The following is a 25,145-nucleotide window of genomic DNA, read 5'->3' as shown; positions in this document are numbered from 1 at the left end:
TCTGAAGGGGCAGGCTTCAAACCGCATACGGGACTTGCGGCATCGTGCCGCCCCGTAACGGCAAAAGGCCTTCGGCCTTCACCAACCAGGAGTACTACAAATGACGACTCACTCCCGCATTGCTGCGTTTCTTTCCACCTCGGCCCTGTGCCTGGGCCTCGCCGCCGCACCGTCGGCGTTTGCGGCCGGCGCCAGCAAGACCGGCGACACCAAGACCCAGGCGCATCACAAGCATCACAAGGCTGACAAGTCGTCCGCCAAGCATTCGGCAGGCGCAGCAAACATGCACAAGTCTGGCGCCACGACGCCGACGAAGTAACCGCGCCGGGCGGCAACGCCCACGTTCCTTTGCGCGACAAAGACTGACCGGACACGCGGGGGCCGGAAAGTCGAAAGCCTCTCGGTATGGGCGCCGAGAGGCTTTTTTGTGTCTGAGGCCTAGCCGGGCGCCGCGCAGGCGGCCCGGACGAACAATGCCGGTTATTCCACCGGCGTGATCACGCGGCCGGTCTCAAAGAACGACTGCAGGTTTTCCAGCATCATGTTTTCCATGGCCAGGCGCGTTTCCTCGGTGGCGCTGCCGATGTGCGGCAGCAGCACGGCCTTGTCGCTCTTCATCAGCGCTTCGGGCACCTTGGGTTCGTGCTCGAAGACGTCGAGCGCCGCGCAGCCCAGCTTGCCATCTTCCAGGGCCGCGACCAGCGCGGTTTCGTCGATGACTGGGCCGCGCGCGATGTTGACGATGATGCCCTTCGGGCCCAGGGCTTCCAGCACGTCGCGATTCACAAGGTGACGCGTGCTGGGACCGCCCACGGTAGCCACGATCAGGAAATCGGCCCACTTGGCCAGATCCGTCAGCGACGCCTCGTAGCCGTAGGCCACGTCGTCGCGCTTTCTGCGGTTGTGATACCGCACGTCCATGTCAAAGCCCGTGCCGCGCTTGGCGATCGCTTCGCCGATGCGGCCCAGGCCGACGATGCCCAGCTTTTTGCCGCTGACGCGCAGGCCCAGCGGGATGCTGCCATGCACCTGGCCCCATTGGCCGGCCCGCACGAAGCGTTCGCCCTGACCCATGCGGCGCGCGCCGGCAATGAGCAGGCCCCAGGCCAGGTCCGCCACGCAATCGGTCAGCACGTCGGGCGTATTGCTGACCAGCACGCCACGCTTGCGCGCGGCCTCGACGTCGATCGTCTCGTAGCCCACGCCCCAGCTGCAGATGGCCTTCAGGTCCGGCAGCGCGTTGATGAGCTCGGCGTTGGCGCCGAAATTGGCGGACGTGACGACGGCGGTGATGCCCTTGCCGTGCTCGGCCAGCGCAGCCTTGCGGTCCGGGTACTTCCACAATTCGATGACGTCATAGCCATCGGCCAGGCGCTGGTTGGCGGAAGGGGAGCCGGCCAGCGAGCCGACCTGGATGATGCGTTGCTTGGTGGTCATGTTGTCGTACGGTTGGGTGGCGAAGGTTTCATGCTACTTGATTCAAGCGGGGACCTTGTGGGCCGGGCGCGCAGCCAAGGCGGCTGCGCACCCGCTGCGGGACGCCCGCACGCAGGCATCCCGCGAAGCGTTACTCCAGCTGGATGTTGGCCTTCTGGATCACGTCCTTCCAGCGCTTGACTTCAGCCTGCTGGAAATCGGCGAACTGCTGCGGCGTGTTGGCGACGACTTCGAAGCCCATGCCTTGCAGCGTTTTCTGGGTCTGGGGCTCTCGCAGTGCGGTGCGCAGCGCCTCGGCCAGCTTGTCGACGACGGGCTGCGGCGTGCCCTTGGGCACGGCAAAGCCCTGCCAGGAATACACCACCATGTCCTTGATGCCGGCCTCCGTCAGCGTCGGCACATCGGGCAGGTCCGGCGTGCGGGCGTCGCCCGTGATGGCCAGCGCCTTGAGCTTGCCTGCCTTGATGTGGTTCTGCACCGCGCCCAGGTTCTGGAAGGACACGTTGACCTGCCCGCCGATGAGGTCCGCGATGGCCGCGCCGCCGCCCTTGTAAGGCACGTCCACGCCGGTGCTTTGCGTGCGCTGGCGGAACAGCACGGCCGACAGGTGATCCGACGAGCCCGTGCCCGACGAGGCGTACGACACGCGATTCGGATTCTTCTTCGCGTAGTCGACCAGCTCGGCGACCGTGCTGGCCGGGAACGAAGGCGCCGCGACCAGCACGTTGGGATTGCGCACTGCCTGCGTCAGGTAGGTGAAATCCTTGCTGGGGTTGTACGACAGGCTCTTGTAAAGGGCTTCGTTGATGGCGAAGGTGCCGATGGAGCCGACCATCATGGTGTAGCCGTCCGGCGTGGACCGGGCCAACGCCTGGGCGCCGATGGCGCTGTTCGCGCCCGGCTTGTTCTCGACGACGAAGGTCTGTCCCAGGGTCTTGGACAGCGCCGGCGTGACCGAACGCGCGGTGATGTCGGAGGACCCGCCGGGCACGAAGGGCACGATCATGGTGACGGGCTTTTCGGGGTAACCGGCGGCATGGGCCGCCGGCGACCCAAGCACAACGGCGCCCGCCGCGAATACGGCGCTGATCAGTTTGTTCATGGTGTCTCCTGGTTCGCGTGATGATGAAGAGCCCGCCGCTCACGCGTTGCGGGCAGGCCCCGGATCGGTGCAGGGTCAGTCGACCTTGGCGCCGGATTTCTTCACAACGTCGGCCCACTTGACGGTTTCCTGGGCCATGAACTGCTTGAACTGGGCGGGCGTGTTGCCGGACGGCGTCGCGCCTTGCGCCTGGAGCTGCGCGCGCACGGGCTCCTGCTGCAAGGCCGCGGCCACGTCGCGCTGGACCTTCTCGACGATCTCGGGCGGCGTGCCGGCCGGCGCCAGTAGGCCGAACCAGCTCGATGCCTCGTACCCCTTCACGCCGGCTTCGGCCATCGTGGGCACGTCGGGCAGGGCGGGCGAGCGGTTGGCCGTCGTAACGGCCAGGGGGCGAAGCTTGCCGGCCTTCAGAAATCCCATGGACGAGGGCAGGTTGTCGAAGATCAGGTCCGCCGATCCGGCCATCACGTCCGTCAGCGCGGGGCTGCTGCCCTTGTAGGGCACGTGCGTCATGCGCGTGCCGGTCATGCTCTGGAAGAGTTCGCCCGACAGGTGCGTGGAAGTGCCGTTGCCCGTGGACGCCATGTTGACGCTGTCGGGATTGGCCTTCAGGTACTTGATCAGGTCGGCAACGGTACGGATGCCGTGCTTGTCGGCGAACTTGGGGTTGAGCTCAAGGATATTGGGCACCGGAATCACCAGCGTGACGGGCACGAAGTCCTTGACCGGGTCATACGGCAGCTTGGCGTACACGGACTGGTTGATGGCGTGCGTGCTGACGGTGCCCATCAAAAAGGTGTAGCCGTCGGGCGTGGCGCGCGCGGCTTCGGCCGAGCCGACGTTGCCGCCGGCGCCCGCCTTGTTGTCCACCACCACGGGCTTGTTCCAGCTTTTGCCCAATTCGGCCGCCACCACGCGCGCGGCGATGTCGGCGGTGCCGCCGGCGGGGAAGGGGACGATGATCTTGACTTCCCGCTCGGGGTAGTCGGCGAAGGCCGGCGAGGCCGGCAGGGCAAAGGCGGTGGCCGTCAGGAGGGCGGCGGCAAGAAGCCGGCCTCGCGCAGGGGCTGCATACATGGAATTCGTCTCCTCGGTGTGCGCGTGGCCGCGCATCGTTTCTGGGGGTATTCCGCTCCCGGCGAGCCGGGAACTCGAAGACGCATGCGGCCCGCGCCTCATGCGCCTTGCGTGCTGCCGATCAACTTGTAAAACAAATATAGGTATTGAGCTATAGCTTGTCAACCAAGTATACTTTTTCGACCCTACTTCTCTGACAACTGCACCCGCCAGGAGCCCTTCCATGAAAACCACCCCGGTCACCGCCCAGGATCTGCAGCGCTCGGTCATCGCCGTGCCGCCGCTGGCCCGCAATGCCGACCTTTCGCTCAACGAATCGGCCAACAAGGCGTTGCTCGGCCACCTGGAAGCGGGCGGCGTGCGCAACGTCATGTATGGCGGCAATGCCAACTTCTACAACGTGGGCGTGAGCGAATATGCCCGCATCGTGGACATGCTGGCAAGCCTGGCGGGCCCTGACACCTGGATCCTGCCGTCGGTGGGCCCCGACTACGGCAAGATGATGGACCAGGCCGCGATCCTGCGTTCGCGCGCGTTCCCGACGGCGATGTTGCTGCCCATGTCCTTCCCTTACACCGACGCAGGGCTTGCCGATGGCGTGCGCCGTTTCACGGATGCGCTGGGCAAGCCGGCGGTGGTCTACATCAAGTCGGCCGACTACCTGGCGCCGGAAACCGCGGCGCGCCTGATCGAGGAAGGCCGCCTGGTCGCCTTCAAGTACGCCGTCGTGCGCGACGATCCGTCCGAAGACGCCTACTTGTCGGCGCTGCTGCAGGCCGTGGATTCGCGCTGGATCGTCAGCGGCATCGGCGAGCGCCCGGCCATCGTTCACTATCGCGAATTCGGGCTCAAGAGCTTTACGTCCGGATCGGTCTGCGTGGCGCCGCGCGGGTCGATGCGCCTGCTGCATCTGCTGCAGGAAGGCCGCTACGACGAGGCCGCAGCCGTGCGCGAACAGTACCTCGGGCTGGAAGACTGCCGCGACAGCATCAGTCCCATCCGCGTGCTGCACGACGCCGTGACGCTATCGGGCGTGGCGGACATGGGCCCCATGCTGCCGCTCTTGACCGGCATCTCCAGCGCCGAGCGCGAACGCGTGGCGCCTGTGGCCCGCGCGCTGGCCGCCTGGGACCGCGAGACCGCCACGGCGTGACGGCCGCGGCGCGCCGGACCCGCATTGCGGGTACGATGAGCGCCGTCCGCGTGTCGCAGCAGTCTGTCAGGGCATGTTCCCCGCGCGTGGACAGGCCCTACTACCAGGAGGTTACGTGGCTCGACCCAAAGCATCCCCCCAACCCGCGCCGACTGCGTCCGGCGAACCGGAGGCGTCCGCCGCGCCGGTGTTGGAACGCGGGCACCGGGTACGGCTGGCGGACCAGCTTTACGGCCAGATCTTCGAACAGATCGTCTCCGGCGGACTGAACGTCGGCGACAAGCTGCCCTCCGAAAACGAAATTTCCGAACGCTGCGGCGTGTCGCGGCCGGTCGTGCGCGAAGCCTTGCTGCGGCTGCGCGCCGATGGCCTCATTACCGCGCATCAGGGCCTGGGCACCTTCGTGAGCCACCAGCCCGCGCCGCGCCTGAAGGCGTTCAATGACGTGCAGAATGTCGGCGCCTATCTGCGCGCGCAAGAGGTGCGCGTGGCGCTTGAAGGCGACGCCGCGCGCCTGGCGGCCTTGCGGCGCACCGACGAGCAGCTGAGCAAGATCGCCGACGCGCATGCGGCATTTGCCGATACGCTTGCCATGGGCCAGGTGTCGGCGGAAGCGGACCTGGCGTTTCACGCCAGCATCGCCGAGGCCAGCGGCAACGACTTCTATCTGGGCGTGCTGGAAAGCATCCATGAATCCATCAGCGGCTTCATGCGCCTGACGCTCAATCTGACGCGCACGGGTTCGCGCCAGCGCGCGCAGCGTGTCGTGGATGAGCACGCGACCATCCTGGATGCGATCCGCGAACAGGACGGCGAACGCGCGCGCGTCGCGATGCAGTTCCATCTGGGCCAGGCCCGTCACCGGTTGGTCGACCGGGACCGGGACTGACGCCGCCAACGCCGCCCGCCACACCACAAGACAACAGGAGACAGACAGTGTCAGGGAACGGAGCAAACGCCACGGCCGTGCCGGTGGAAGAGGTGCGTGAGCAGATCTTGCAGGTGCTGATGGCGTGGGGCATGGCCGAGGATCTGGCCCACACCACGGCGGGCCTGATGGCGCGCACGGACCTCTTCGGCATCGATTCGCACGGCATCTCCATGCTGCCCGCCTACGAGGAAAAATGGCGCGCCGGCACGCTGCGGCTGGACGCTCGCGCGCGCGTCGTGCGCGACAGCGGCGCCAGCGCGCTGATCGACGGCATGGGCGGGCTGGGCTATCCGGTTGCGGCGCAGGCCATGAACCTGGCCGTGGACAAGGCGCTGGAACATGGCGTGGGCGCGGTCTCGGTCTGCAACTCGCATCACTTCGGCGCGGCGGGCGTCTACGCGCGCATCGCGGTCGAACGCGGCGTGGTCGGGCTGGTCACCAGCAGCGCCAACGGCGTCATCATGGTCCCCACGCGCGGCGCGATGCCGATGCTGGGCACCAATCCCATCGCGTTCGGCGCGCCCGCGGCCTACAACGAGCCCTTCGTGCTCGACATGGCCACGACCACCGTGGCGGCCAACAAGGTCAAGGTCTACGACTTCCTGGACAAGCCCTTGCCGCCGGGCTGGGCGGTGGACGGGCAGGGCGCGCCGGTCACGGACGCGGACGCCGCGATGCAGTTCATCTTCAAGCGCCCGGAAGGCGGCCTCACGCCGCTCGGCGGCACAACCGCCATGAGCAGCCACAAAGGCTATGGCCTGGCGATGATGGCACAGATCCTGGGCGGCACACTCAGCGGCAGCGCGTTCGCGGCCCGTCGCGCCGCCACGCGCCGTCCCGGCGAGCCCGACGACGTCGGGCACTTCTTTCTCGCGCTCAATCCCGACGCCTTCCGCGCGGCGGGGTCGTTCGAGTCGGACATGGACGACATGATCGACGCCATGCACGACACGCCGCCGGCCGACCCGTCCGAACCGGTGCTGGTGGCCGGCGAGCCCGAAGCGGCCGAGCGCGTGCGCCGGTTGCGCGAAGGCATTCCGATTCCTGCGGCGCTGGCCGAGCGCCTGCGCGGCATCTGCGAGCGCGCCGGCACGCCGTACCTGCTGGATCCCGCCTGAGTCCGTCTTGTCGATCGCGCCCCGACGGGGCGTCTTATGGTATGAACACGCATTGACCCCGCCACAGAGCAGAGGAAGCGAGACATGAGCCATTCCAACAATCGCAAGAAGCCCGAAGACCTGCGCAGCCACCGCTGGTACGGCGTGAAGGACCTGCGGTCCTTCGGCCACCGGTCGCGGACCGCGCAGATGGGCTATCACCGCTCCGATTACGCCGGCAAGCCGGTGATTGCCATCATCAACACCTGGAGCGACATCAACCCCTGTCACAGCCACTTCAAGCAGCGCGTCGAAGAGGTCAAGCGCGGCATCTGGCAGGCGGGCGGATTTCCGGTGGAGATGCCGGCGATGAGCCTGTCCGAGCCCTTCCAGAAGCCCACCACGATGCTCTACCGCAACCTGCTGGCGATGGAGACCGAGGAGCTGCTGCGCTCGTATCCCGCCGATGGCTGCGTGCTGATGGGCGGCTGCGACAAGACCACACCGGCGCTCATCATGGGCGCGGTGTCGATGGACCTGCCCACCATCTTCGTGCCGGCCGGGCCGATGCTGCGCGGCAACTGGAATGGCAACACGCTGGGATCGGGGTCCGACACCTGGAAGTATTGGGCGGAACTGCGCGCGGGCAACATCACCGAGGAAGACTGGCAGGGCGTGGAAGACGGCATCGCGCGTTCGCCCGGCCATTGCATGACGATGGGCACCGCGTCCACCATGACGGGCGCGGTCGAAGCCCTGGGCCTGTGCCTGTCGGGCGCATCGTCAATCCCCGCCCCGGATTCACGCCATGCGCAGATGGCCAGTCTGACGGGCAAGCGCATCGTCGACATGGTCTGGGAAGACCTGAAGCCCTCGGACCTGCTGACCGCGGCTTCCTATGACAACGCCGTGCGCACCGTGCTGGCGTTGTCGGGCTCGACCAATGCCGTGGTGCACCTGATCGCCATGGCGCGCCGCAGCGGCTTCGGGCTGGACCTGGACCGCTTCGATCACCTGGCGCGCACCACGCCCGTCCTCGCCAATCTGCGGCCGGCGGGCAAGTACCTGATGGAAGACTTCTACTACGCCGGGGGCCTGCGGGCGATGCTGGTGCAGCTGGGCGACCTGCTGGACACCGCGCAGCGCACGGTGGATGGCCGCACGCTGGGCGAGAACATCGCGGGGGCGCGCATCTTCAATGAAGACGTGATCCGTCCGCGGGCGCAGGCGCTCATCGAACGCGACGGCCTGGCGGTGCTGCGCGGCAATCTTGCGCCCGATGGCGCGGTGATCAAGCCGCCCGCGATGGAGGCGCGCCTGCAGGTGCACACCGGCCGCGCCGTCGTCTTCAAGGATTACAACGACATGGCCGCGCGCATCGACGATCCGGATCTGGACGTGGATGCCGATAGCGTCATCGTGCTGCAGAACGCCGGGCCGCAAGGCGCACCGGGCATGCCGGAGTGGGGCCAGCTTCCCATCCCGCAAAAGCTGCTCAAGCAAGGCGTGCGCGACATGGTGCGCATTTCCGATGCGCGCATGAGCGGCACCAGCTATGGCGCCTGTGTGTTGCACGTCGCACCCGAATCGTATGTGGGCGGACCGCTCGCGCTGGTGAAAGACGGCGACCGCATTACGCTGGACGTGCCGAACCGCCGGCTGGACCTCTTGATTCCGGACGCGGAGCTGGCCGAGCGGCGTGCGGCCTGGCAAGCGCCTCCGCCCCGCTTCGAGCGCGGCTATGGCGTGCTGTATCTCAAGCACATCGGCCAGGCCGACACCGGGTGCGACTTCGATTTTCTGCAGTCCGAGGAGCGCGCCGCGCCCGCGGGCGAACCCGAGATCCATTGATGCCGATCGTCCGGGAGACACGGCATTTTTTTCTGACATGAAGGCGGCAATGAACTCACCTCTTCCCAATCGGTTCCGGCAACGCATCCTGGCTCGCGAACGGCTTATCGGATTCTGGATGTGCATGTCCAGCCACATCACCGCCGAGCTCGTCGGCCTGGCCGATTTCGACTGGCTGCTTCTGGATGGCGAGCATTCGCCCAACGAGGTGCCGATGTTCCTGCAGCAGTTGCAGGCCCTGCAGGGAAGCGCCAGCGCGGCCGTCGGCCGTCCGACCTGGAACGATCCGGTCGAGATCAAGCGCCTGCTGGATATCGGCTTCTACAACCTGCTGATTCCCTTCATCGAATCCGAAGAGGACGCGCGCCGCGCGGTGGCCGCCACGCGTTATCCGCCGCAAGGCATCCGTGGCGTGGCAGGTGCGCAGCGCAGCAACCGATATGGCACGGTGCCCGACTACCTGCACACGATCAACGACAACATCTGCGTGCTGTTGCAGATCGAAAGCCGTCCCGGCATCGAGGCCGTGGATGAGATCGCCGCCGTCGAGGGCGTGGACGGCGTGTTCATCGGCCCGTCGGATCTGGCGGCGGCGCTTGGCCATCTGGGCAATCCCGGCCACCCCGAAGTGCAGGAGGCGATCCGCCATCTGTACCAGCGGGTGACCGCGCAGGGCAAGGCCGTGGGCATCCTGGCCCCCGTGCATGCCGACGCGCGGCGCTACCTGGACATGGGGATGCACTTCGTGGCCGTAGGCACCGACCTGGGCGTGTTCAAGCAGGCGACCTTCGCGTTGCGCGAGGCGTTCCCCACCTGAAGCCCAGGTTCGCTCAAGCCTCCAGCGCCAGCAACTCCGCGACGGTCTGGCGCCGGCGGATCAGGCGTGCCTCGCCCTTGTCCAGCAGGACTTCGGGCGCCAGCGGGCGGCTGTTGTAGTTCGAGGACATCGACGAGCCGTACGCGCCGGCGTTGTGAAAGACCATGAAGTCGCCGATGCGCGGACGCGGCAGCAACTGGTCGGACATGACGCCGCCTTCGTTCTGCGTGAACACATCGCCCGATTCGCACAGCGGACCAGCCACCGCGATGCGCGTTTCGGGCGCGTCCTGGGGCTGTGAACCATCCGGCGCATGCACCGAGATCCGGTGATAGCTGCCGTACATGGCCGGGCGCATCAGGTCGTTAAAGCCCGCGTCGACCAGCGCGAAATCGCGCTCGGGACGGCGGTTGATGGCATGCACCTCGGCGACCAGCACGCCGGATTCGGCGATCAGGAAGCGCCCGGGTTCGATCTCCAGGCGGATATCATGCCCCAGGTACGCTGCGATGCGCTGGCGCGCCGCATCCCATTGCGAGAAGTAGTGATCGCAGTCGATGCGCGGCTCGCCATCGCGGTAGGGGATCGACAGCCCGCCGCCCGCCGAGATGGCCTCGATGTCGTGATCCAGCGACTTCACCACGTCCACCATGGCATCGCACACGCTGGACAGATGGCCGTAGTCGACGCCCGAGCCGATGTGCATGTGCACGCCCACCAGCTTCAGGCCGTGGCGGCGCACGATGGAAATAGCCTCGGCCACGTCGCCGATCCAGATGCCGTGCTTGCTTTGCGGGCCGCCTGTATTGGTCTTGTTGCTATGGCCGTGGCCAAAGCCGGGGTTGATGCGCAGCCAGACGCGATGGCCCGGCGATGCCTTGCCCACGCGGTCCAGCATGTCCAGCGACCCGGCGTTGACCGTGATGCCGTGCTTGAGCGCGGTGGCCAGCGTGGCGTGGTCGATGAGGTCCGCCGTGAAGACGATGCCTTCGGGTTCGCTGCGCGGGTCAAAGCCGGCCGCCAGGCTGCGCTCGATTTCGCCCAGGGACACCGCGTCCACCACCACGCCTTGTTCGCGCATCAGGCGCAGGATGTGCAGGTTGGAGCACGCCTTCTGGGCGTAGCGGATCGTATCGAAGCGGCGCAATTGCGCAATGCGTTCGCGGATGACGGCGGCGTCGTACACCCATAGCGGCGTGCCGTGTTCGGCGGCAAGTTGGGTGAGCTGGCGCGGATCGAAGGTCATGATGGAAGCGGAACCGTGAGGAAAGTGAATCGAAGGCGGCATGATGCCTGCCCTACGTCATCCAGTAAAATGCTTTGATTTTCGGGATCGATTCAGTTCTGATATGGAGTTGGGATGCTGACGCATCGCCACATCGAAGTCTTTCGTGCCGTGATGATTGCCGGCAGCGTGACCCGCGCGGCGGAATTTCTGAACACGTCGCAGCCAACCGTCAGCCGCGAGCTGGCGCGGATGGAACAGACCATCGGCTTCGCGCTGTTTGAACGCGTCGCGGGGCGTCTGCGCGCCACCAGGCCCGCGCTGGCGCTCTTCGAAGAGGTGCGGCAGTCCTACGCCGGCCTGGAGCGCGTGGCGTCCGCCGCGGCGCGTCTGCGGGCATTCCGGGAAGGGCAGCTCTCGGTGATCTCGCTGCCGGCGTTCTCGCATTCGATCCTGCCCGATGCGTTTCTGCGCTTTCACGGCCGCCACCCCGGGGTGAGCCTGTCGGTCGAAACGCAGGAGTCGCCGCTGCTGGAAGAATGGCTGACCGCGCAGCGCTACGATCTGGGCCTGACCGAGCAGGATTCGGCTCCCGCCGGCACGCGGCTGGAATTGCTGACTCAGGTTGATGAGGTCTGCGTGCTGCCTGACGGCCATCCGCTCTTGGCCCGCGCGGCCCTCGGCCTGGCCGATTTCGAAGGGCAGGCGTTCGTCAGCCTGTCCGCCAACGATCCCTACCGCGTCCAGATCGACGAAGCATTCGCCCAGGCGGGCGTGCTGCCTCGGTCCATCGTGGAAACGCCCACGGCGGTGTCGGTTTGCACGTTCGTGCGTCAGGGGCTGGGCGTGGCCATCGTCAATCCGCTGACGGCGCTGGACTTCGTGGGGCGGGGGCTGCACATCCGGCCGCTGACGCGGTCGTTTCCGTTCCGCGTCAACGTGGTGTTTCCGGAGCATCGACCCGGCAACCCGCTGGTCGGCGCCTTCATGGAATCGCTGCGCGACGCCGCGGCCGCGATCAAGGCCAAGCTGGCAGCCGCGCAGGGCACGTAGCAGGGACGGTGGCCTGTGGCGTCTTGCCGCCGCGAAAACCGGCAGCCAACAAAAAAGGATGCCCGCGGGCATCCTTCTTCATTTGCCGTATTCGTGACGCCCCGAAAACCGGGGCGGCAGAATGGCTTAGGCCAGCGCCTTGATGGCGGCAGCCAGGCGGCTCTTGTGGCGAGCGGCCTTGTTCTTGTGGATGATGTTCTTGTCAGCCACGCGATCGATCACGCTGGTGGCCTTCTGGAACACTTCGCCAGCCGCAGCCTTGTCGCCAGCGGCGATGGATTGGCGAACGCGCTTGATGGCGGTGCGCAGCATCGAGCGCAGGCTGGAATTGTGCTTGTTGCGCTCAACGGATTGGCGAGCGCGCTTGCGGGCTTGGGCGGTATTGGCCATGTTGCTTTGTAAGTTGAATTCGGCAAAGTCGAACATTGTAGCAAGCCCCGTGGGGAATGCAAGCTTTTAATGTCGCTTTAACCGATGGAGCGCCCGTCAACCGGGCGGGAGGGCGCTGCTGGGAAGAATTCCCGGGTTGGAGAACCCTTGCGAGTGATCCTCTTGAAAACGCGAGGAAAATTCGCGGCGCCTACTGGATAAAAACACGGTGCGTAGTATACAACGGAAAGCGCCGCGCCCGGCAGACCTTCGTGGCCGTCGTTGTCAGGCCGCGACGCTGATGGACACGAACCAGGGCGTGAACCGGCGCACCTGGATCGGCATCAGGTCCTGCAGGCTGTCCAGCGCGGCGTCGGTGTCGTCCAGGGGGAAGTGGCCCGACACGGGCAGGCCCCCGGCGGCCATCGACACGCGCAGGGTGCCGCTGCGATAGGGGCGCAGCGCGGCGACGACTTCCGCAAGCGGGCGGCCGCGGGCTTCGACCCACCCGGACTCCCAGGCGGCTTCGGCCATCAGTTCGGCACGCGGGGTGTCCATGCGGGCATTGTCGAAGCGGGCGCCGGTGCCGGCGCGGATGGTGCCGTGAGCGCCCGACATGGTCTCGACTTCGACTTCGTGCTCGTGCACGACCACGACCGTGCGTTGCGCCTGCTGGCGCACCATGTAGCGGGTGCCCAGTGCGCGGACCGTGCCCTGCGCCGTCTGGACGAGGAACGGACGGCGGGCGTCCGGCGCGACGGACACGGTGACGGCGCCATCTAGAAGCCGGACCTGGCGGTACGCGGCTGTGAAATCCAGGTCGACGCGGCTGCGGGCGTCGAGCAAAAGCTGGCTGCCGTCGGACAGCAGATAGCGGCGGCGTTCGCCAGTTGCCGTGGCTGCGTCGGCGGCGACGTTGTTCAGCGGGTAGAAGGCGTTGCCGACGTAAGCGGCGGCCGCGCCCGTACCGGCGAGCGCAAGCGCACCAGTCAGGAATCGGCGGCGGGGCGGCATGATGGCCGCGGGCGGGGGAGGGATCAGCGAGGGGGCCGCGCCCGAGGCGCCGCCGCCGCTGCCGGTGGCGTAAACATCGCCAAGCCGGCCGAACGACGATCCCGCTAGGGTGCCCGTCAATTGCTGCCAGGCGTTCTCATGGACAGGGTCGGCCGCTCGCCACGCCAGGAAGTCGTTGTAGTCCTGGGCCGTTGCTTTGCCGGAGCGCAGCAATAACAGCCAATTGATCACCTGGTCCGCCATGGGTTGTCCTTGGGCGTACTTCACTTCATATTCCCGCCAGCCGGGGCCAGCAGGGGGTCCTCTCAGTCGCAATTTTTAAATCATAAAGGTTTTTTACCAAAGATTACGGCCCGCTTGTCAATTCTTGACGAATTTAGTGCGAAAAGCCGGCGTTTGGCCGGCTTTTGGATGGCAATGTAGCCCAAACAGGGGGAATTACGGCTTCGGGCGTCGTCCGAAGTCCCTGGGACGAAATCCAAACAGTAACAACATGCCGAAATAGACCACGCCGCTGGCGGCCAGAACGCCGGCCAAAAGGAGCGCGCGCTGCCCGGCATGCGCCTGCAGGGCGATCCAATCGATGCGGGTGTCCGCATACCAGAGCAGCGCGGCCAGTCCCGCCAGGGCGGGCACCAGGCGCAGGGCAAACGCCGTCCAGCCGGCGCCCGGCAGGTAGACGCCGCGGCGTCGAAGGCCGATCAACAGCGCCAGGGCATTCAGGCACGCGCCCAGGCCGATCGCCAGGGCAAGTCCGGCATGCGCCAGCGTGGGCACCAGCGCCACGTTCAGCAGCTGCGTCACCACCAGCACGGCGATGGCAATCTTCACGGGCGTGCGGATGTCCTGTTTGGCGTAAAACCCGGGGGCCAGGATCTTGACCGCAAGCAGGCCGATCAATCCCGCCGAGTAGGAGATCACCGCCCAGCGCGTCTGCAACACGTCCTGCGCGTCGAAGGCGCCGTAATGGAACAGCGTCGCGACCAGCCCATCGGACAGCAGCGCCATGCCGACGGCGGCGGGCAGGCCCAAGAGCAGGACCAGGCGCAGTCCCCAGTCGAGCAGTGCGCTGTAGCCGCCGTGATCGTCGCGGGCGTGCGCGGCGGACAGGCTTGGCAGCAGAACGGTGCCCAACGCCACGCCCAGGAGCGCCGTGGGAAATTCCATCAGGCGGTCGGCGAACGACAGCCACGTCACGCTGCCGGGCGTCAGCCACGTGGCGATATTGGTGTTGATGAGCAGCGAGATCTGCGCGACGGATACGCCGAGGGTGGCGGGCGCCATCTGTTTGAGGATGCGCTGCACGGTGGGATCGGCCCAGGCCTGGCCAAAGCGCAGCGAAAACCGCGGCGTGAGGCCCAGGCGCGCCAGCGCCACCCACTGAACGGCCAGTTGCGCCACGCCGCCGATCATGACGCCGACCGCCAGCGCATACACCGGCACGTCCATGCGCGGCGCAAGCCAGATGCAGGCGCCGATCATGGACAGATTCAGCAGCACGGGCGTGAAGGCCGGAACCGCGAAGCGGCGCCACGTGTTGAGCACGCCCGACGCGAAAGCGATCAGGGACATGCAGAGGATGTAGGGGAACATCATCCGCGTCATCCAGACCGCCGCGCCGAATTCGGTGTCGCGCGCCGCGCCGCGCAGGCCGCTGGCCATGGCCGACACCACCCAGGGCGCCGCGATGATGCCGATCAGCGTGACCAGCATCAATGCGGCGGTCAGCAGCAGGGCGACGCGGTCCAGCAGCGTGCGGACTTCGTCCTCGGAGCGGTTGTTGCGCGCGGCACCCAGAATGGGCACGAAAGCCTGGGCGAAGGCGCCTTCGGCGAACAGGCGGCGCAGCAGGTTGGGAATGCGGAAGGCAACCCAGAACGCGTCGGTAATGGGGCCGGCGCCAAAGGCGCGGGCCACCAGGATGTCGCGGACCAGGCCGGAAATGCGGGACAGCAACGTGAAACTGCTGACCGTGGCGGCCGAACGGAACAGGCTCATGGATGACTACTGAAGAGAATGCGGGCCGGATCGCCGCGGAGGATGGGGACGGAATGCCGGCCGCCAGCACGGCCGGCCCATACGGGCCGGCCATTGCGCTGGATTACTTCGGCGGCATGCGGATGGCGCCGTCCAGACGGATCGTTTCGCCGTTGAGCATGTCGTTGGTGATGATGCTGTGGACCAGCTTGGCGTAGTCTTCGGGCCGGCCCAGGCGTGCGGGGAAGGGGATGCTGGCGGCCAGCGAATCCTGCACTTCCTGGGGCATGCCGAAGATCATCGGGGTGCCGAAAATGCCCGGGGCGATGGTCATGCAGCGGATGCCGGTCTTGGCCAGGTCGCGCGCGATGGGTAGCGTCATGCCGGCCACGCCCGCCTTGGAGGCGGCATAGGCCGCCTGGCCGATCTGGCCGTCAAACGCGGCAACCGACGCCGTGTTGATCATCACGCCGCGCTCGCCGGTGGGCTCGGGCGTATTGGCGCTCATGGCCTCGGCGGCCAGGCGCATCATGTTGAAGCTGCCGATCAGGTTGATCGACACGACCTTCTGGAACAGGTCCAGCGGATGCGCGCCGTTCTTGCCGACGATCTTGGCGGCGGGGGCAACGCCCGCGCAGTTCACCAGGCCGAACAGCGAGCCCAGTTCCAGCGCGGCGGCCACGACCTTCTTGCCGTCGGCTTCCTGCGTCACGTCGCAATGCACGTAGCGCTGGCCGAGTTCCTTGGCGAGGGCTTCGCCGGGCTCGTCCTGCAGGTCGGCAATGACGACCTTGGCGCCGTTTTCAACCAGCATGCGGGCGGTGCCGGCGCCCAGGCCGGATGCGCCGCCGGTAACGATGAATACCTTGTTCGCGATTTCCATGTGTGTACCACCAGATCAGTTCAAGGGAAGGAAGGCGGCGCGCCGGGCGCCGGATGCGACAAGGCCTTCGGGCCAGGGCCGGAACGCGGAGCGTCCGGCCGGCGCCGAAGGCCTTTGGGCCGTCGAGGCGCCGATCAGCTTTGAACGGCTTCGAACAGGCGCGACTTGATTTCGTCGACCGCGCCCACGCCGGAGATCTTGCGGTACTTGGGGGCGGCGGCGGGATCCTGCTGCGCCCAGGCCGAGTAGTAGTCGACCAGGGGACGGGTCTGTTCGCGATAGACCGACAAGCGGTGGCGCACGGTTTCCTCGCGGTCGTCGTCGCGCTGGACCAGGTCTTCACCGGTGACGTCGTCCTTGCCTTCGGTCTTGGGCGGGTTGAAGCGCACGTGATAGCTGCGGCCGCTGGGCTGGTGCACGCGGCGGCCGCTCATGCGTTCGATGATGTCTTCTTCGGGAACGGCGATTTCCACGACGTAGTCCAGCTTGACGCCGGCGCTCTTGAGCGCGTCGGCCTGCGGGATCGTGCGGGGGAAACCGTCGAACAGATAACCATTGGCGCAGTCGGGCTGCGTCAGGCGGTCTTGCACCAGGCCGATGATGATCTCGTCGGAAACCAGGCCGCCGGCGTCCATGACCTTCTTGGCTTCAATACCCAGCGGGGTGCCCGCTTTCACGGCGGCGCGCAGCATGTCGCCAGTGGAGATTTGGGGAATGCCGAAGTGCTGCGTTAGAAACGCAGCCTGGGTGCCTTTGCCGGCGCCGGGGGGTCCGAGCAAGATGAGACGCATGAGTGCTCCTGAAGGGGTTTATTTTTTGTGATCCGGGGGATTATGCCGCAACGCAGCAGCCAATGCGGGGCTGCGCCATGCGAAATAACCCTTATATCGGTTTGCTGTAGATCAAGCGGACGCGCTCCAGGTCGGCCGGGGTATCTACCCCGCCTGCAGGAGGCGTCGACGCCCGATGGACGACGATCGTGTGGCCATGCTCCATGGCGCGCAGTTGCTCCAGCGATTCGAAGCGTTCCAGCGTGCCTTGCGGCAGCGTGGGGAACCGGCGCAGGAACGAGGCGCGGTAGGCGTACAGGCCGATGTGATGCCAGGCGGGCAAGCCGTCGGCCAGCACGCGTGCGCCGCCCGCCAGCGCGTCGCGCGCCCACGGAATGGGGGCGCGCGAAAAGTACAGCGCGCGATCGTCCGCCGCGCAGACGAGCTTGACGACGTTGGGATTGAACAACGCCTCGGCGTCGGCCAGCGGGCACGCACAGGTGGCGATGTCCGCCTGCGGATAGGCCTGCAGCTTGGCGGCGACCGCGTCGATGAGTTCGGGTTCGATGAGGGGCTCGTCGCCTTGCACGTTCACGACGATCGCGTCGTCGGGCAGGCCCAGTTGCTCGACCGCCTCGGCCAATCGGTCCGTGCCGGTGGGGTGGTCGCCGCGGGTCATCAGGGCGCGCAGCCCGTGCGCCTGCACCGCCTGCTGCACGCGCAGGTCATCGGTCGCGATGAAGATCTGCGAGGCGCCCGACAGCGCGGCGCGATCCGCGGTGCGCACGACCATGGGTTTGCCGGCGATGTCGGCAAGCGGCTTGTCGGGCAGGCGGGTCGAGGCGGTGCGCGCCGGAATGATGGCGATGAAGCTCACGATGCGGCGGTCAGCGGGGGGCTGCGGCGTCGTCCAGCGCGCGCGCTTCGGACTCCAGCATGACCGGAATGCCGTCGCGGATCGGGAAGGCCAGGCGATCCGCACGGCAGATCAGCTCGGCCTGCTGGCGGTCGTGTTCGAGGCGGCCCTTGCACAAGGGGCAAACGAGGATGTCGAGAAGGCGGGATTCCATGACCGGGATTCTAAAACAGTTTTGCCGCCGGACAGCGCGCGGCTCGTCGGGCTTGCGGCAAGCCGCCGGTTACGCCGTTGGGTTGTGACCCCGGTTTTGGGCGCCGCCGTTCGGGCCTCGGCCCGGGCGCGCCTTTCGGGCGCGCAGCGCGTCGGCCAGCCAGTCAAAGAGCGCCGGGTCGGAGAACGCGGCTTGCACGGGCACTTCCCACAGCCGGGGATCGTTCAGGGCGCCGCATTTGATGGCGTCCTTGGCGGTCACCAGGATGACGTCGGCATCCAGCGCCTGGAACGGCGACGTGGCGTAGTCGTGGTGGTCGGGTAGCGGGAGCGTCGCGGACAGCGTGATGCCGGCTGCCCGCAGCGTGGTGAAAAAGCGTTCCGGATTGCCGATACCGGCCGCGGCCGCGATGCGGGGCTGGCCGGCAAAGGCGGACAGCGGCTGCGTATCGCGTCCCCCGATATGGCGCGCCAGACCGGGTTCGAGCCACATCTGGACCTGGCGCGGCGGGGCGCTTTCGGTGTCTGACACCCTGGGGAGACGGCCGTCAGGCTGCGAACGTGCCTCAAGGGTGTCAGACACCGTCAGAGGGGTGTCTGACACCGCAGGACCGGCGCCGGGCGTGCCGATATTGGTCACCACGGCGTCCACGTCGGCCAGCCGGCTGGCGGGCTCGCGCAGGGGGCCGGCGGGCAGCAGGCGCCGGTTGCCCACCCCGCGCTGGTCCTGCACCACGATTTCGATGTCGCGCGCCAGCGCCAGGTGTTGCAGGCCGTCGTCCGAGACGATGACGTCCACCCGGGGATGGGCGTCGAGCAAGGCTTGCGCGGCAAGGGCGCGCCTGGGGTGGATGGACACCGGCGCACCCGTGGCGCGGGCGATCAACGCCGGTTCGTCGCCGAAGCGGGCGGCTTCCAGGTCGCCCAGTCCCACGCGGGGGTGTGGGCCGACCTTGACCCCGTAGCCCCGGCTGACCACGCCCGGCGTGTAGCCGCGCGCCCGCAGGTTCTCGACCGTGGCGATCACCATCGGCGTCTTGCCCGTGCCGCCGACGTAGATGTTGCCGATCACGACCACCGGCACAGGGGCGCGGTACGCCACCTTGGCGCCGCTGGTGTAGCGTTCGCGCTTGCGCGCCACCGCCCAGGCGGTCAACGCGGACAGGGGGCGCAGGGCGGTGGACAGCCAGCCGCCGCGCTGCCATTGGCGGGCCAGCAGTGATGCGCGTCTGTTTTTCAACGGTTGGTCTGGGCAGCGAAATTGACGCGGCCGATGCCGGCGAGGCGGGCGGCTTCCATGATGTTGATCACGGACTGGTGGGTGGCCTGGGCGTCGGCGTTGATGATGATGAGCGGCTCGGTCTTGCCGGCCGCGGCCTGGCGCAGGGCCTCGGCGATTTCGGGCGGGGTCGAGACGTCGATCAGGGTGCCATTCAGGGCGTAGCGGCCATCCTGACTGACCGCGACTTCCAGCGCGGGCGGCGTGTCCTGTTCGGAGGACGCCTGCGGCAGCGTAACCTTCAACTGCGTGAATCGCGTGAACGAGGTGGTGGCCGCCAGGAAGATCAGGATGACCAGCAGGACGTCGATGAGCGGGATCAGGTTGATGTCCAGCTCATCGCGATCGCCCCGGGATCCGCGGAAATTCATGGACGGGCCTCGCGGGGGGCGCGCGCCGGCGCGAGGGCGCGGATCAGGCGCGAGGCGGCCTGTTCCATTGCATTGAGGTAGCTGTCGACGCGGCCGCGCAGGTAGCGGTGCGCGATCATGGCGGGAATGGCGATGAGAATGCCGAAACCGGTGTTGTACAGGGCGATCGAGATGCCGCGCGCCAATTGGGCCGGATCGCCGCCGCCGGGGGTGTAGGAGCCGAAGATTTCGATCATGCCGACGACGGTGCCGAACAGGCCCATCAGCGGCGCGACCACGGCGATGGTGCCGATGGCGGAGATGTAGCGGGAAAGATCATGCGCGACGGCGCGGCCCGTGTCTTCGACCACGTTGCGCAGCTCTTCGCGGGGCAGGTGACGGTGACGCATCACTTCGGCCAGCACGCGGCCCAGCGGCGAATTGCGTTCCAGCCGGTGGATCGATTCGGGTGTGTCCTGGTGATTGCGCAGCATATCGGCGACCTGATCGTTCAGGCCGCGCGGCATCACCAGGCTTCGGCGCAGGGACAGGAAGCGCTCGAAGATCAGCGCCAAGCCCAGCACGGATGTCGCCAGCAGGGGCCAGATGGGCCAGCCGGCCTCGCGCAGAATGGAAAGCAAAGCGTCAACTCCTGAGAAGCCGAAGGCGCCGGAGGGGGCGCATCGTGGCGTCTGAATAAGCCGAAACTGTAACGGCGCGGCGCGCATGTGGCAAGGCGGGGCGATCCCAAACTATCCACAGAATCTGTGGATAATTCTGTGTAGAACTCAGCCAGAAGGCTTATGGGCACAGGGCTTGCGCTTGTTTGCTTCAATTGAGCGCAGCGCCTTATCGTATAAAAGAATATATAAATCATGTACTTACACCGAATTTGCTGCGTTTCTGGGCCGTTGCTGCAAATTCCTGGGGACGCGGTATCATTGCGGCCCGCTCCGCCTGCCCTGTGGACAGGTTCGCATCGGAAAGCCCCATGACAATTGAACTCCCAGTCACAAACAACGCATTTGCGCGGGAAATCCTTACAGTTGCCCAGTTGAACCAAGCAGTGGGGCAGTTGTTGGAGCGCAGCATCCCGGCGCTGTGGGTGCGTGGAGAGATTTTCAACTTCACGCAGGCGGCATCCGGGCATTGGTACTTCACGCTCAAGGACAGCCGGGCCGCCGTGCGGGCGGTCATGTTCCGCAGCCGCGCCAGCGCCGTGGGTTTCGTGCCCCGGGCGGGCGACCAGGTCGAGATCCGCGCCCGGGTTTCCCTGTATGAGCCGCGGGGCGACTATCAGCTGCAGGCTGACGCCATGCGACGGGCAGGATTAGGCAATCTGTACGAGGCCTTTTTGCGACTGAAAGAGCAGCTTGCTTCCGAGGGGCTGTTCGATCCGGCCCGCAAGCGCGAGCCGGTCCGGCTGCCCCGCGCGATCGGCGTGATCACCTCGTTGCATGCGGCGGCGCTGCGCGACGTGCTGTCGGCGCTGGCCCGGCGGGCGCCGCAGGTTCCGGTCATCATCTATCCGGCCCCGGTTCAGGGTGCGGACGCCGCGAACAAGCTGGCCGCCCAATTGCGTCTGGCCAATGAAAGGGCCGAAGTGGATACGCTGCTGCTCGTGCGCGGCGGCGGCAGCATCGAAGACCTCTGGAGCTTCAACGACGAGGATCTGGCGCGCCAGGTGGCGGTCAGCGAGATCCCCGTCATCAGCGGCGTGGGCCACGAGACCGACTTCACCATCGTGGACTTCGTATCCGACCTGCGGGCGCCCACGCCCACTGCCGCTGCAGAACTGGCATGCGCGCCGCGCGCCGAATTGCTCGGCCGCGTCATGCAGACCCTGCAGACCATGGTGCGGGGCCAGCAACGGCGGCTTGAGCGGGCGGCGCAGCGCCTGGATCGCGCCACCGCGCAGCTCGTTTCCCCGGCGCAGCGCTTGCAGCACCAGCGCGAACGCTTGAACAGCCTGCAGTACCGCCTGGCCTCGGCCTGGTCGGCGCCGCAAGGACGGCGCACCGCGCGGGTCAATCTGCTGGCCCAGCGCCTCACTCATCGCGTGCCCGACACGGGCCGGGCGGCGGAACGCCTGGCCGGCGCCGTGCGCCGTCTGGGCCAGGCCCAGGCGCGATTGCTCGTCGAGCGTCGCAACCGGCTTGCCGCCGCATCCGCGCAGTTGCGCGCGTTGGATCCGGGGAACACGCTGGCGCGCGGATACGCGATTGCCCGAGACGAGCAGGGCCGCATTGTTCGCGACGCGGCCGCGCTATCGGCGGGCCAGCCGCTGGACCTGAGCTTCGCGCAGGGCGGCGCGCAGGTCCAGGTGCAATCCACGCGTTCCACGCGCGACCCAAGCTGATCTTTCCGCGCCGCAAATCCTTTCCCCCCAAACCATGGCGGCAGGATGTTCCAAGACAGAAATCTGAAATGGGCGGCTACCGGTCTGGCCGCGGCGATATGGGCAACGGGGGTTGGCGCCGTGGCGGCGGCGGCAGCGCCCGCAGCCACCGCGCCCTCGGTCACGCCGCCCGCAGCCGCAGCCGCCGATTGCAACTGTGCGTCGCCGTACCGCGAATACAAAAACGCCGACACCCCGCAGACCGAGGCGTTGTTCGCGGCGGTCAGCCGCAACGATGAGGCGGCGTTTCTGGCCGCGCTGGCGCAGGTGGATCGCCCTGGCGACTATGCCTTGAACGGCGTGCCGTTGCTGCACGCTTTGCTGATGCCGCCCCGCGGCCTGCGATCGCAGTACGTGTATTGGGACCTGACGCCGGAAGATTCCGCGCGGCTGCGCCAGGCCCACGAAGCCGGCCTGCCGGCCCGCGCGCGCATGCTGGCGGCATTGCTGGCTACCAAGCCCGCGCTGGATGACATCACGTACGAGTCACGCCGCCCGCCGCTGCACCTCGCGCTGCTGTATGGCTCGCCCGAGACGATGGAGGCGTTGCTGGCCGCCGGCGCCAACCCGAACCAGCGTGGCGACGCCAACGACACGCCCCTGGAATTCCTGCTGAATCGCGATTTCGAATTTGCGGTGCGCATGACCTACCTGCCGCGCCTTGTCGATCGCAAGAGCATGACGCGGATGGTGGTGGCATTGTTCGGCGCCGGCGCCAGCCGTCCCTATGCGGCGCTGGATGCTGCAGACACGGGTGCTGCGTCCAGCGCGATCACCGACAGCCAAGGCCGGGTGCGGCCGGCGGCCGACTTCCTGTGCTGGCTCCCGTTGGTGGAATTGACCGAAGGGGCAGAAGCGCTGCGCGCGTTGGCCGCCTCGGGCAGCCGTCCCGCTTATGAAGAGGAGCTGACCGCGCTGGCGTTCGCCGCCTACCGGGGTGATGCTCAGGCGGTGTCGTTCTTAATGGAGCAGGGACCGCGCACGATCCCCGCCACGGGGTGGGGCGAGAGCGGGGAACGCGATGTGTGGCTGGACGCGGCGCAGGCGGCGGTCGAAGGCGGGCACCCGGAGGCCGCCGGGTTGCTGCTGCGCGCGGACATGCCCTTTGCGCAACGCGGCCCGCAGGTGGGCTCAGGCGGTCTGCTCTTCGCCAAACCCGAGATGGGCAACCGGCCCATCATGAACCTGGCCGCACAGCGCGGCGACGCGCAGACGGTGCGGCGCCTGCTGGCCCTGGGGGCGCCGGTCGATGGCGACCCGGCGGAGCCGCATGGCAACACCCCGCTGGCCGATGCCGTGCAAGCCGGCAAGCCTGATGTCGTCAAGACGCTGCTCGCCGGGGGCGCCGATCCCGGCTTGCGGCGCGACGGCTACGACCGCCAGTCGGCGCTGGATGCCGCGGTGCGGGCCGGGGACACGACGCTGCTGCGCACTCTCTTGTCCGCGATGACGCCCGACGCCTTGCGCGCGGCGTTGCAGGATCCCGGCAACTCGCCGGTGGCGCAGCTGTTGCGGCGACCGGGCGGGCAGGGAGCGGCGGTCCTGCGCATGTTCGCGGACGCGGGGTTCGACATGAAAACCCTGGACGCGGGCGCCATCCGCCAGGCGCTGGAAAACAGCGATACGGCGCTCGCCCTGATGCTGATCAACGCTGGCGTGCCGGTGAATCCGCCGGCGCCGGCGGCCGGGCGGAATGCCGCGCCAGCGGGGCCGGAGGATGCGGGCGGCACGCCGCCCCTGTTGCTGGCGGCCACGTCCGGCCACGTCGCCGTCGTCGATGCGCTGCTCGCCAAGGGCGCGGACCCGGCCGCCATCGCACCGGACGGCGAGAGCGCCTTGTATTGGCTGATCGGCCGTCAGGACGCCGCCATGCTGGATCGGCTGCTGCGCGCCGGCGCCCGCTTCGACGACCCGCGGCTACCGGCAGCGCCCAATCCGTACGCGCTGCTCAACGCCGCCGTGGTGTCAGGCGACATCGACACGGTGCGCCGCGTGAGTGCCGCGAATGGCCAGGCGATCGCGCAGGCCTGCCTGCCGGACAACGCCGAGTTCGTGCTGGTCGACAAGCCCGGCTACTTTGCGCAACTGCATGCGGCCGGGTTCACCGGCCACGAATCGGCATGCGCGCGTGATGGACGCCGCTTGCCCGAGCGCGTCGTGTCGACGCTGTTGCAAAGCCGGCAACTGATCACCGCGCGGCACGACACCGTGGTCCAGGTGCTGCGCCAGTTCAAGGACGCGGGAACCGACCTGGATGCGCCGGTGGCCGGCGACGACACGCCGCTGACGGCTGCGATACAACTGGGCCGCCAAGACCTGGCGGATGCGCTGCTGGAGGCGGGCGCGAGCCCTGACGCCGGCGCCGCCTCGGGGCGTGGGCCTGCATGGGTTGCGCTAGAAACCGGCCAGCCCGGGATGCTGGCCTTGCTGGCGCGGCATCGCGCGCGGTTCGATGCGGCTGTCGCGCCGTCCGGGCAGTCGTTTCGCATGGCGCTCGTCTGCCAGTCCGATCCGGTCTTCGCGAAGACGCTGCAGGACGCGGGCGTCACGCTGCAGGCGGAGTGCGCGCCACCGGCCGCGCAAGGCCGGCGCCTGGGCGCGAAGGCCGCGAACAAATCCACCGAAGCCATCCGCGTTCCCGGGCACTATTTCCTCGGCGGTGTTCGGGAGGTCGGCAGCGAATTGCTGCTGCGCGAGGACGGCAGCTTTGAATACTTCCTGAGCTATGGCGCCGTCGACATCAACGCGCGCGGAGTCTGGCGCGCCGACGGCAAGCAGATTATCCTGGACACGCCGCCGCTGCGGCCATTTTCAGCCATCGCCGACGTGCGCGCCGACAGCCTGCCCGCCGAGCCCGGCATGCTGACGGTGCGGGTGTATCACCGCGGCAGGCCGGTCAGCATCGATGTGGCGGCGTCGTCGGCTGATGCCGATTACGGCGGCGGACCGCGCCGATCGGAAGGCGCGGACGGCGTCAGCGTGCCCATCGCCGAGGGCGCGTTGAAGTCCCTGGCCGTATTCGTGCCGTTGCCGGCTGGCGAACGCTGGCATGAGGTGGACGTGAGCCGCATCGATCCGGCCACGCGGTCCATTCGCATCGATATCGACGTGCCGGACGGCGCGGCCAGCGCGCCGCTGCACAAAGTCCTGGCCGTGGCCGACGACGGCGCCTTGGTCGAGACGGCCGGCGGCAGGGAACTGCGCTACACGAAGTGACCAGATGCCCGCGGCCTTGGGCCGTCGCCTGGACGGCCCGGTAATAAGCATGTGCCCGTTAACCCCGCGCCAGCGCG

23 protein-coding genes are annotated in these 25,145 nt (G+C 67.5%); 9 read left to right on the top strand and 14 right to left on the bottom strand.

From position 1 onward, the window contains the following. Positions 1 to 100: 100 nt before the first annotated feature. Positions 101 to 319, top strand: a complete 219-nt coding sequence (locus LN047_RS16985) for a hypothetical protein (protein ID WP_062840661.1) — start codon at positions 101 to 103, stop codon at positions 317 to 319. A 161-nt stretch (positions 320 to 480) separates the two neighbouring features. On the opposite strand, the gene LN047_RS16980 is transcribed toward LN047_RS16985, so the two are convergent. From LN047_RS16980 to LN047_RS16970, 3 genes are all read right to left on the bottom strand, one after another. Continuing rightward, on the bottom strand, positions 481 to 1,437 hold the full coding sequence (locus LN047_RS16980) for a 2-hydroxyacid dehydrogenase (RefSeq protein WP_217617508.1): 957 nt from the start codon (positions 1,435 to 1,437) through the stop codon (positions 481 to 483). A gap of 130 nt (positions 1,438 to 1,567) precedes the next feature. Next, positions 1,568 to 2,539 (bottom strand): Bug family tripartite tricarboxylate transporter substrate binding protein, encoded by a 972-nt coding sequence (locus tag LN047_RS16975; RefSeq protein ID WP_373979660.1) that lies wholly within the window; start codon positions 2,537 to 2,539, stop codon positions 1,568 to 1,570. A gap of 75 nt (positions 2,540 to 2,614) precedes the next feature. Next, complete coding sequence (locus tag LN047_RS16970) at positions 2,615 to 3,616, bottom strand: tripartite tricarboxylate transporter substrate binding protein (RefSeq protein ID WP_062840791.1); 1,002 nt, start codon at positions 3,614 to 3,616, stop codon at positions 2,615 to 2,617. 223 nt (positions 3,617 to 3,839) lie between these two features. On the opposite strand from LN047_RS16970, the gene LN047_RS16965 reads away from it, so the two are divergent. The 5 genes from LN047_RS16965 (at position 3,840) to garL (ending at position 9,465) form a co-directional block, all read left to right on the top strand. Then, a complete protein-coding gene (locus tag LN047_RS16965; protein ID WP_373979659.1) occupies positions 3,840 to 4,769 on the top strand; it encodes a dihydrodipicolinate synthase family protein in 930 nt (309 codons plus the stop codon). Between the two features lie 187 nt (positions 4,770 to 4,956). Further along, positions 4,957 to 5,658 carry a FadR/GntR family transcriptional regulator gene (locus LN047_RS16960; RefSeq protein ID WP_373982147.1) on the top strand — a complete coding sequence of 234 codons (702 nt, stop codon included), beginning with the start codon at positions 4,957 to 4,959 and terminating at the stop codon, positions 5,656 to 5,658. Between the two features lie 119 nt (positions 5,659 to 5,777). Further along, on the top strand, positions 5,778 to 6,818 hold the full coding sequence (locus LN047_RS16955; protein WP_230964975.1) for an Ldh family oxidoreductase: 1,041 nt from the start codon (positions 5,778 to 5,780) through the stop codon (positions 6,816 to 6,818). Positions 6,819 to 6,902: 84 nt separating this feature from the next. Continuing rightward, entirely contained in the window at positions 6,903 to 8,648 is a 1,746-nt protein-coding gene (gene araD / locus LN047_RS16950; RefSeq protein ID WP_373979658.1) for an L-arabinonate dehydratase, read from the top strand. A gap of 49 nt (positions 8,649 to 8,697) precedes the next feature. Then, positions 8,698 to 9,465 (top strand): 2-dehydro-3-deoxyglucarate aldolase, encoded by a 768-nt coding sequence (gene garL, locus LN047_RS16945; protein ID WP_373979657.1) that lies wholly within the window; start codon positions 8,698 to 8,700, stop codon positions 9,463 to 9,465. A gap of 13 nt (positions 9,466 to 9,478) precedes the next feature. On the opposite strand, the gene lysA is transcribed toward garL, so the two are convergent. Then, positions 9,479 to 10,711: a diaminopimelate decarboxylase gene (gene lysA, locus LN047_RS16940; RefSeq protein WP_373982146.1), complete on the bottom strand. Its 1,233-nt coding sequence runs from the start codon at positions 10,709 to 10,711 to the stop codon at positions 9,479 to 9,481. 114 nt (positions 10,712 to 10,825) lie between these two features. On the opposite strand from lysA, the gene LN047_RS16935 reads away from it, so the two are divergent. Then, positions 10,826 to 11,743 (top strand): LysR family transcriptional regulator, encoded by a 918-nt coding sequence (locus LN047_RS16935; RefSeq protein WP_373979655.1) that lies wholly within the window; start codon positions 10,826 to 10,828, stop codon positions 11,741 to 11,743. Between the two features lie 126 nt (positions 11,744 to 11,869). On the opposite strand, the gene rpsT is transcribed toward LN047_RS16935, so the two are convergent. From rpsT to LN047_RS16885, 10 genes are all read right to left on the bottom strand, one after another. Next, positions 11,870 to 12,133 (bottom strand): 30S ribosomal protein S20, encoded by a 264-nt coding sequence (gene rpsT, locus LN047_RS16930; RefSeq protein WP_043542310.1) that lies wholly within the window; start codon positions 12,131 to 12,133, stop codon positions 11,870 to 11,872. 264 nt (positions 12,134 to 12,397) lie between these two features. Continuing rightward, positions 12,398 to 13,369, bottom strand: coding sequence for a FecR domain-containing protein (locus tag LN047_RS16925; RefSeq protein ID WP_373982145.1), 972 nt, complete (start codon positions 13,367 to 13,369; stop codon positions 12,398 to 12,400). 195 nt (positions 13,370 to 13,564) lie between these two features. Next, the gene (gene murJ, locus LN047_RS16920) at positions 13,565 to 15,124 is read right to left on the bottom strand and encodes a murein biosynthesis integral membrane protein MurJ (protein ID WP_373979654.1); all 1,560 of its coding nucleotides are present in this window, start codon (positions 15,122 to 15,124) and stop codon (positions 13,565 to 13,567) included. 103 nt (positions 15,125 to 15,227) lie between these two features. Continuing rightward, positions 15,228 to 15,986 carry a 3-hydroxyacyl-CoA dehydrogenase gene (locus LN047_RS16915; RefSeq protein WP_056324250.1) on the bottom strand — a complete coding sequence of 253 codons (759 nt, stop codon included), beginning with the start codon at positions 15,984 to 15,986 and terminating at the stop codon, positions 15,228 to 15,230. 134 nt (positions 15,987 to 16,120) lie between these two features. After that, the gene (adk, locus tag LN047_RS16910; protein ID WP_056324253.1) at positions 16,121 to 16,777 is read right to left on the bottom strand and encodes an adenylate kinase; all 657 of its coding nucleotides are present in this window, start codon (positions 16,775 to 16,777) and stop codon (positions 16,121 to 16,123) included. A 91-nt stretch (positions 16,778 to 16,868) separates the two neighbouring features. Continuing rightward, positions 16,869 to 17,633 (bottom strand): 3-deoxy-manno-octulosonate cytidylyltransferase, encoded by a 765-nt coding sequence (gene kdsB / locus LN047_RS16905; RefSeq protein WP_142054661.1) that lies wholly within the window; start codon positions 17,631 to 17,633, stop codon positions 16,869 to 16,871. Between the two features lie 10 nt (positions 17,634 to 17,643). Then, positions 17,644 to 17,826, bottom strand: coding sequence for a Trm112 family protein (locus LN047_RS16900; protein ID WP_056324258.1), 183 nt, complete (start codon positions 17,824 to 17,826; stop codon positions 17,644 to 17,646). Positions 17,827 to 17,895: 69 nt separating this feature from the next. Then, positions 17,896 to 19,065 (bottom strand): tetraacyldisaccharide 4'-kinase, encoded by a 1,170-nt coding sequence (lpxK, locus tag LN047_RS16895; protein ID WP_373979653.1) that lies wholly within the window; start codon positions 19,063 to 19,065, stop codon positions 17,896 to 17,898. Then, a complete protein-coding gene (locus LN047_RS16890) occupies positions 19,062 to 19,475 on the bottom strand; it encodes a biopolymer transporter ExbD (RefSeq protein ID WP_056562648.1) in 414 nt (137 codons plus the stop codon). Before LN047_RS16890 ends, lpxK begins: the two co-directional genes overlap by 4 nt. Further along, positions 19,472 to 20,095, bottom strand: coding sequence for a MotA/TolQ/ExbB proton channel family protein (locus tag LN047_RS16885; RefSeq protein WP_152384807.1), 624 nt, complete (start codon positions 20,093 to 20,095; stop codon positions 19,472 to 19,474). Before LN047_RS16885 ends, LN047_RS16890 begins: the two co-directional genes overlap by 4 nt. Before the next feature lie 350 nt (positions 20,096 to 20,445). On the opposite strand from LN047_RS16885, the gene xseA reads away from it, so the two are divergent. Together xseA and LN047_RS16875 are read left to right on the top strand one after the other, a co-directional pair. After that, positions 20,446 to 21,813, top strand: coding sequence for an exodeoxyribonuclease VII large subunit (xseA, locus tag LN047_RS16880; RefSeq protein WP_373979652.1), 1,368 nt, complete (start codon positions 20,446 to 20,448; stop codon positions 21,811 to 21,813). A gap of 45 nt (positions 21,814 to 21,858) precedes the next feature. After that, positions 21,859 to 25,068, top strand: a complete 3,210-nt coding sequence (locus LN047_RS16875) for an ankyrin repeat domain-containing protein (protein ID WP_373979651.1) — start codon at positions 21,859 to 21,861, stop codon at positions 25,066 to 25,068. Positions 25,069 to 25,145: the final 77 nt, after the last annotated feature.

The organism is Achromobacter sp. JD417 (genome assembly GCF_041879325.1).
In the GTDB taxonomy this organism is placed as follows: domain Bacteria; phylum Pseudomonadota; class Gammaproteobacteria; order Burkholderiales; family Burkholderiaceae_B; genus Achromobacter; species Achromobacter mucicolens.
The sequence above is the reverse complement of the archived record's forward strand: the minus strand, read 5'-3'. Positions and strand labels throughout refer to the sequence as shown.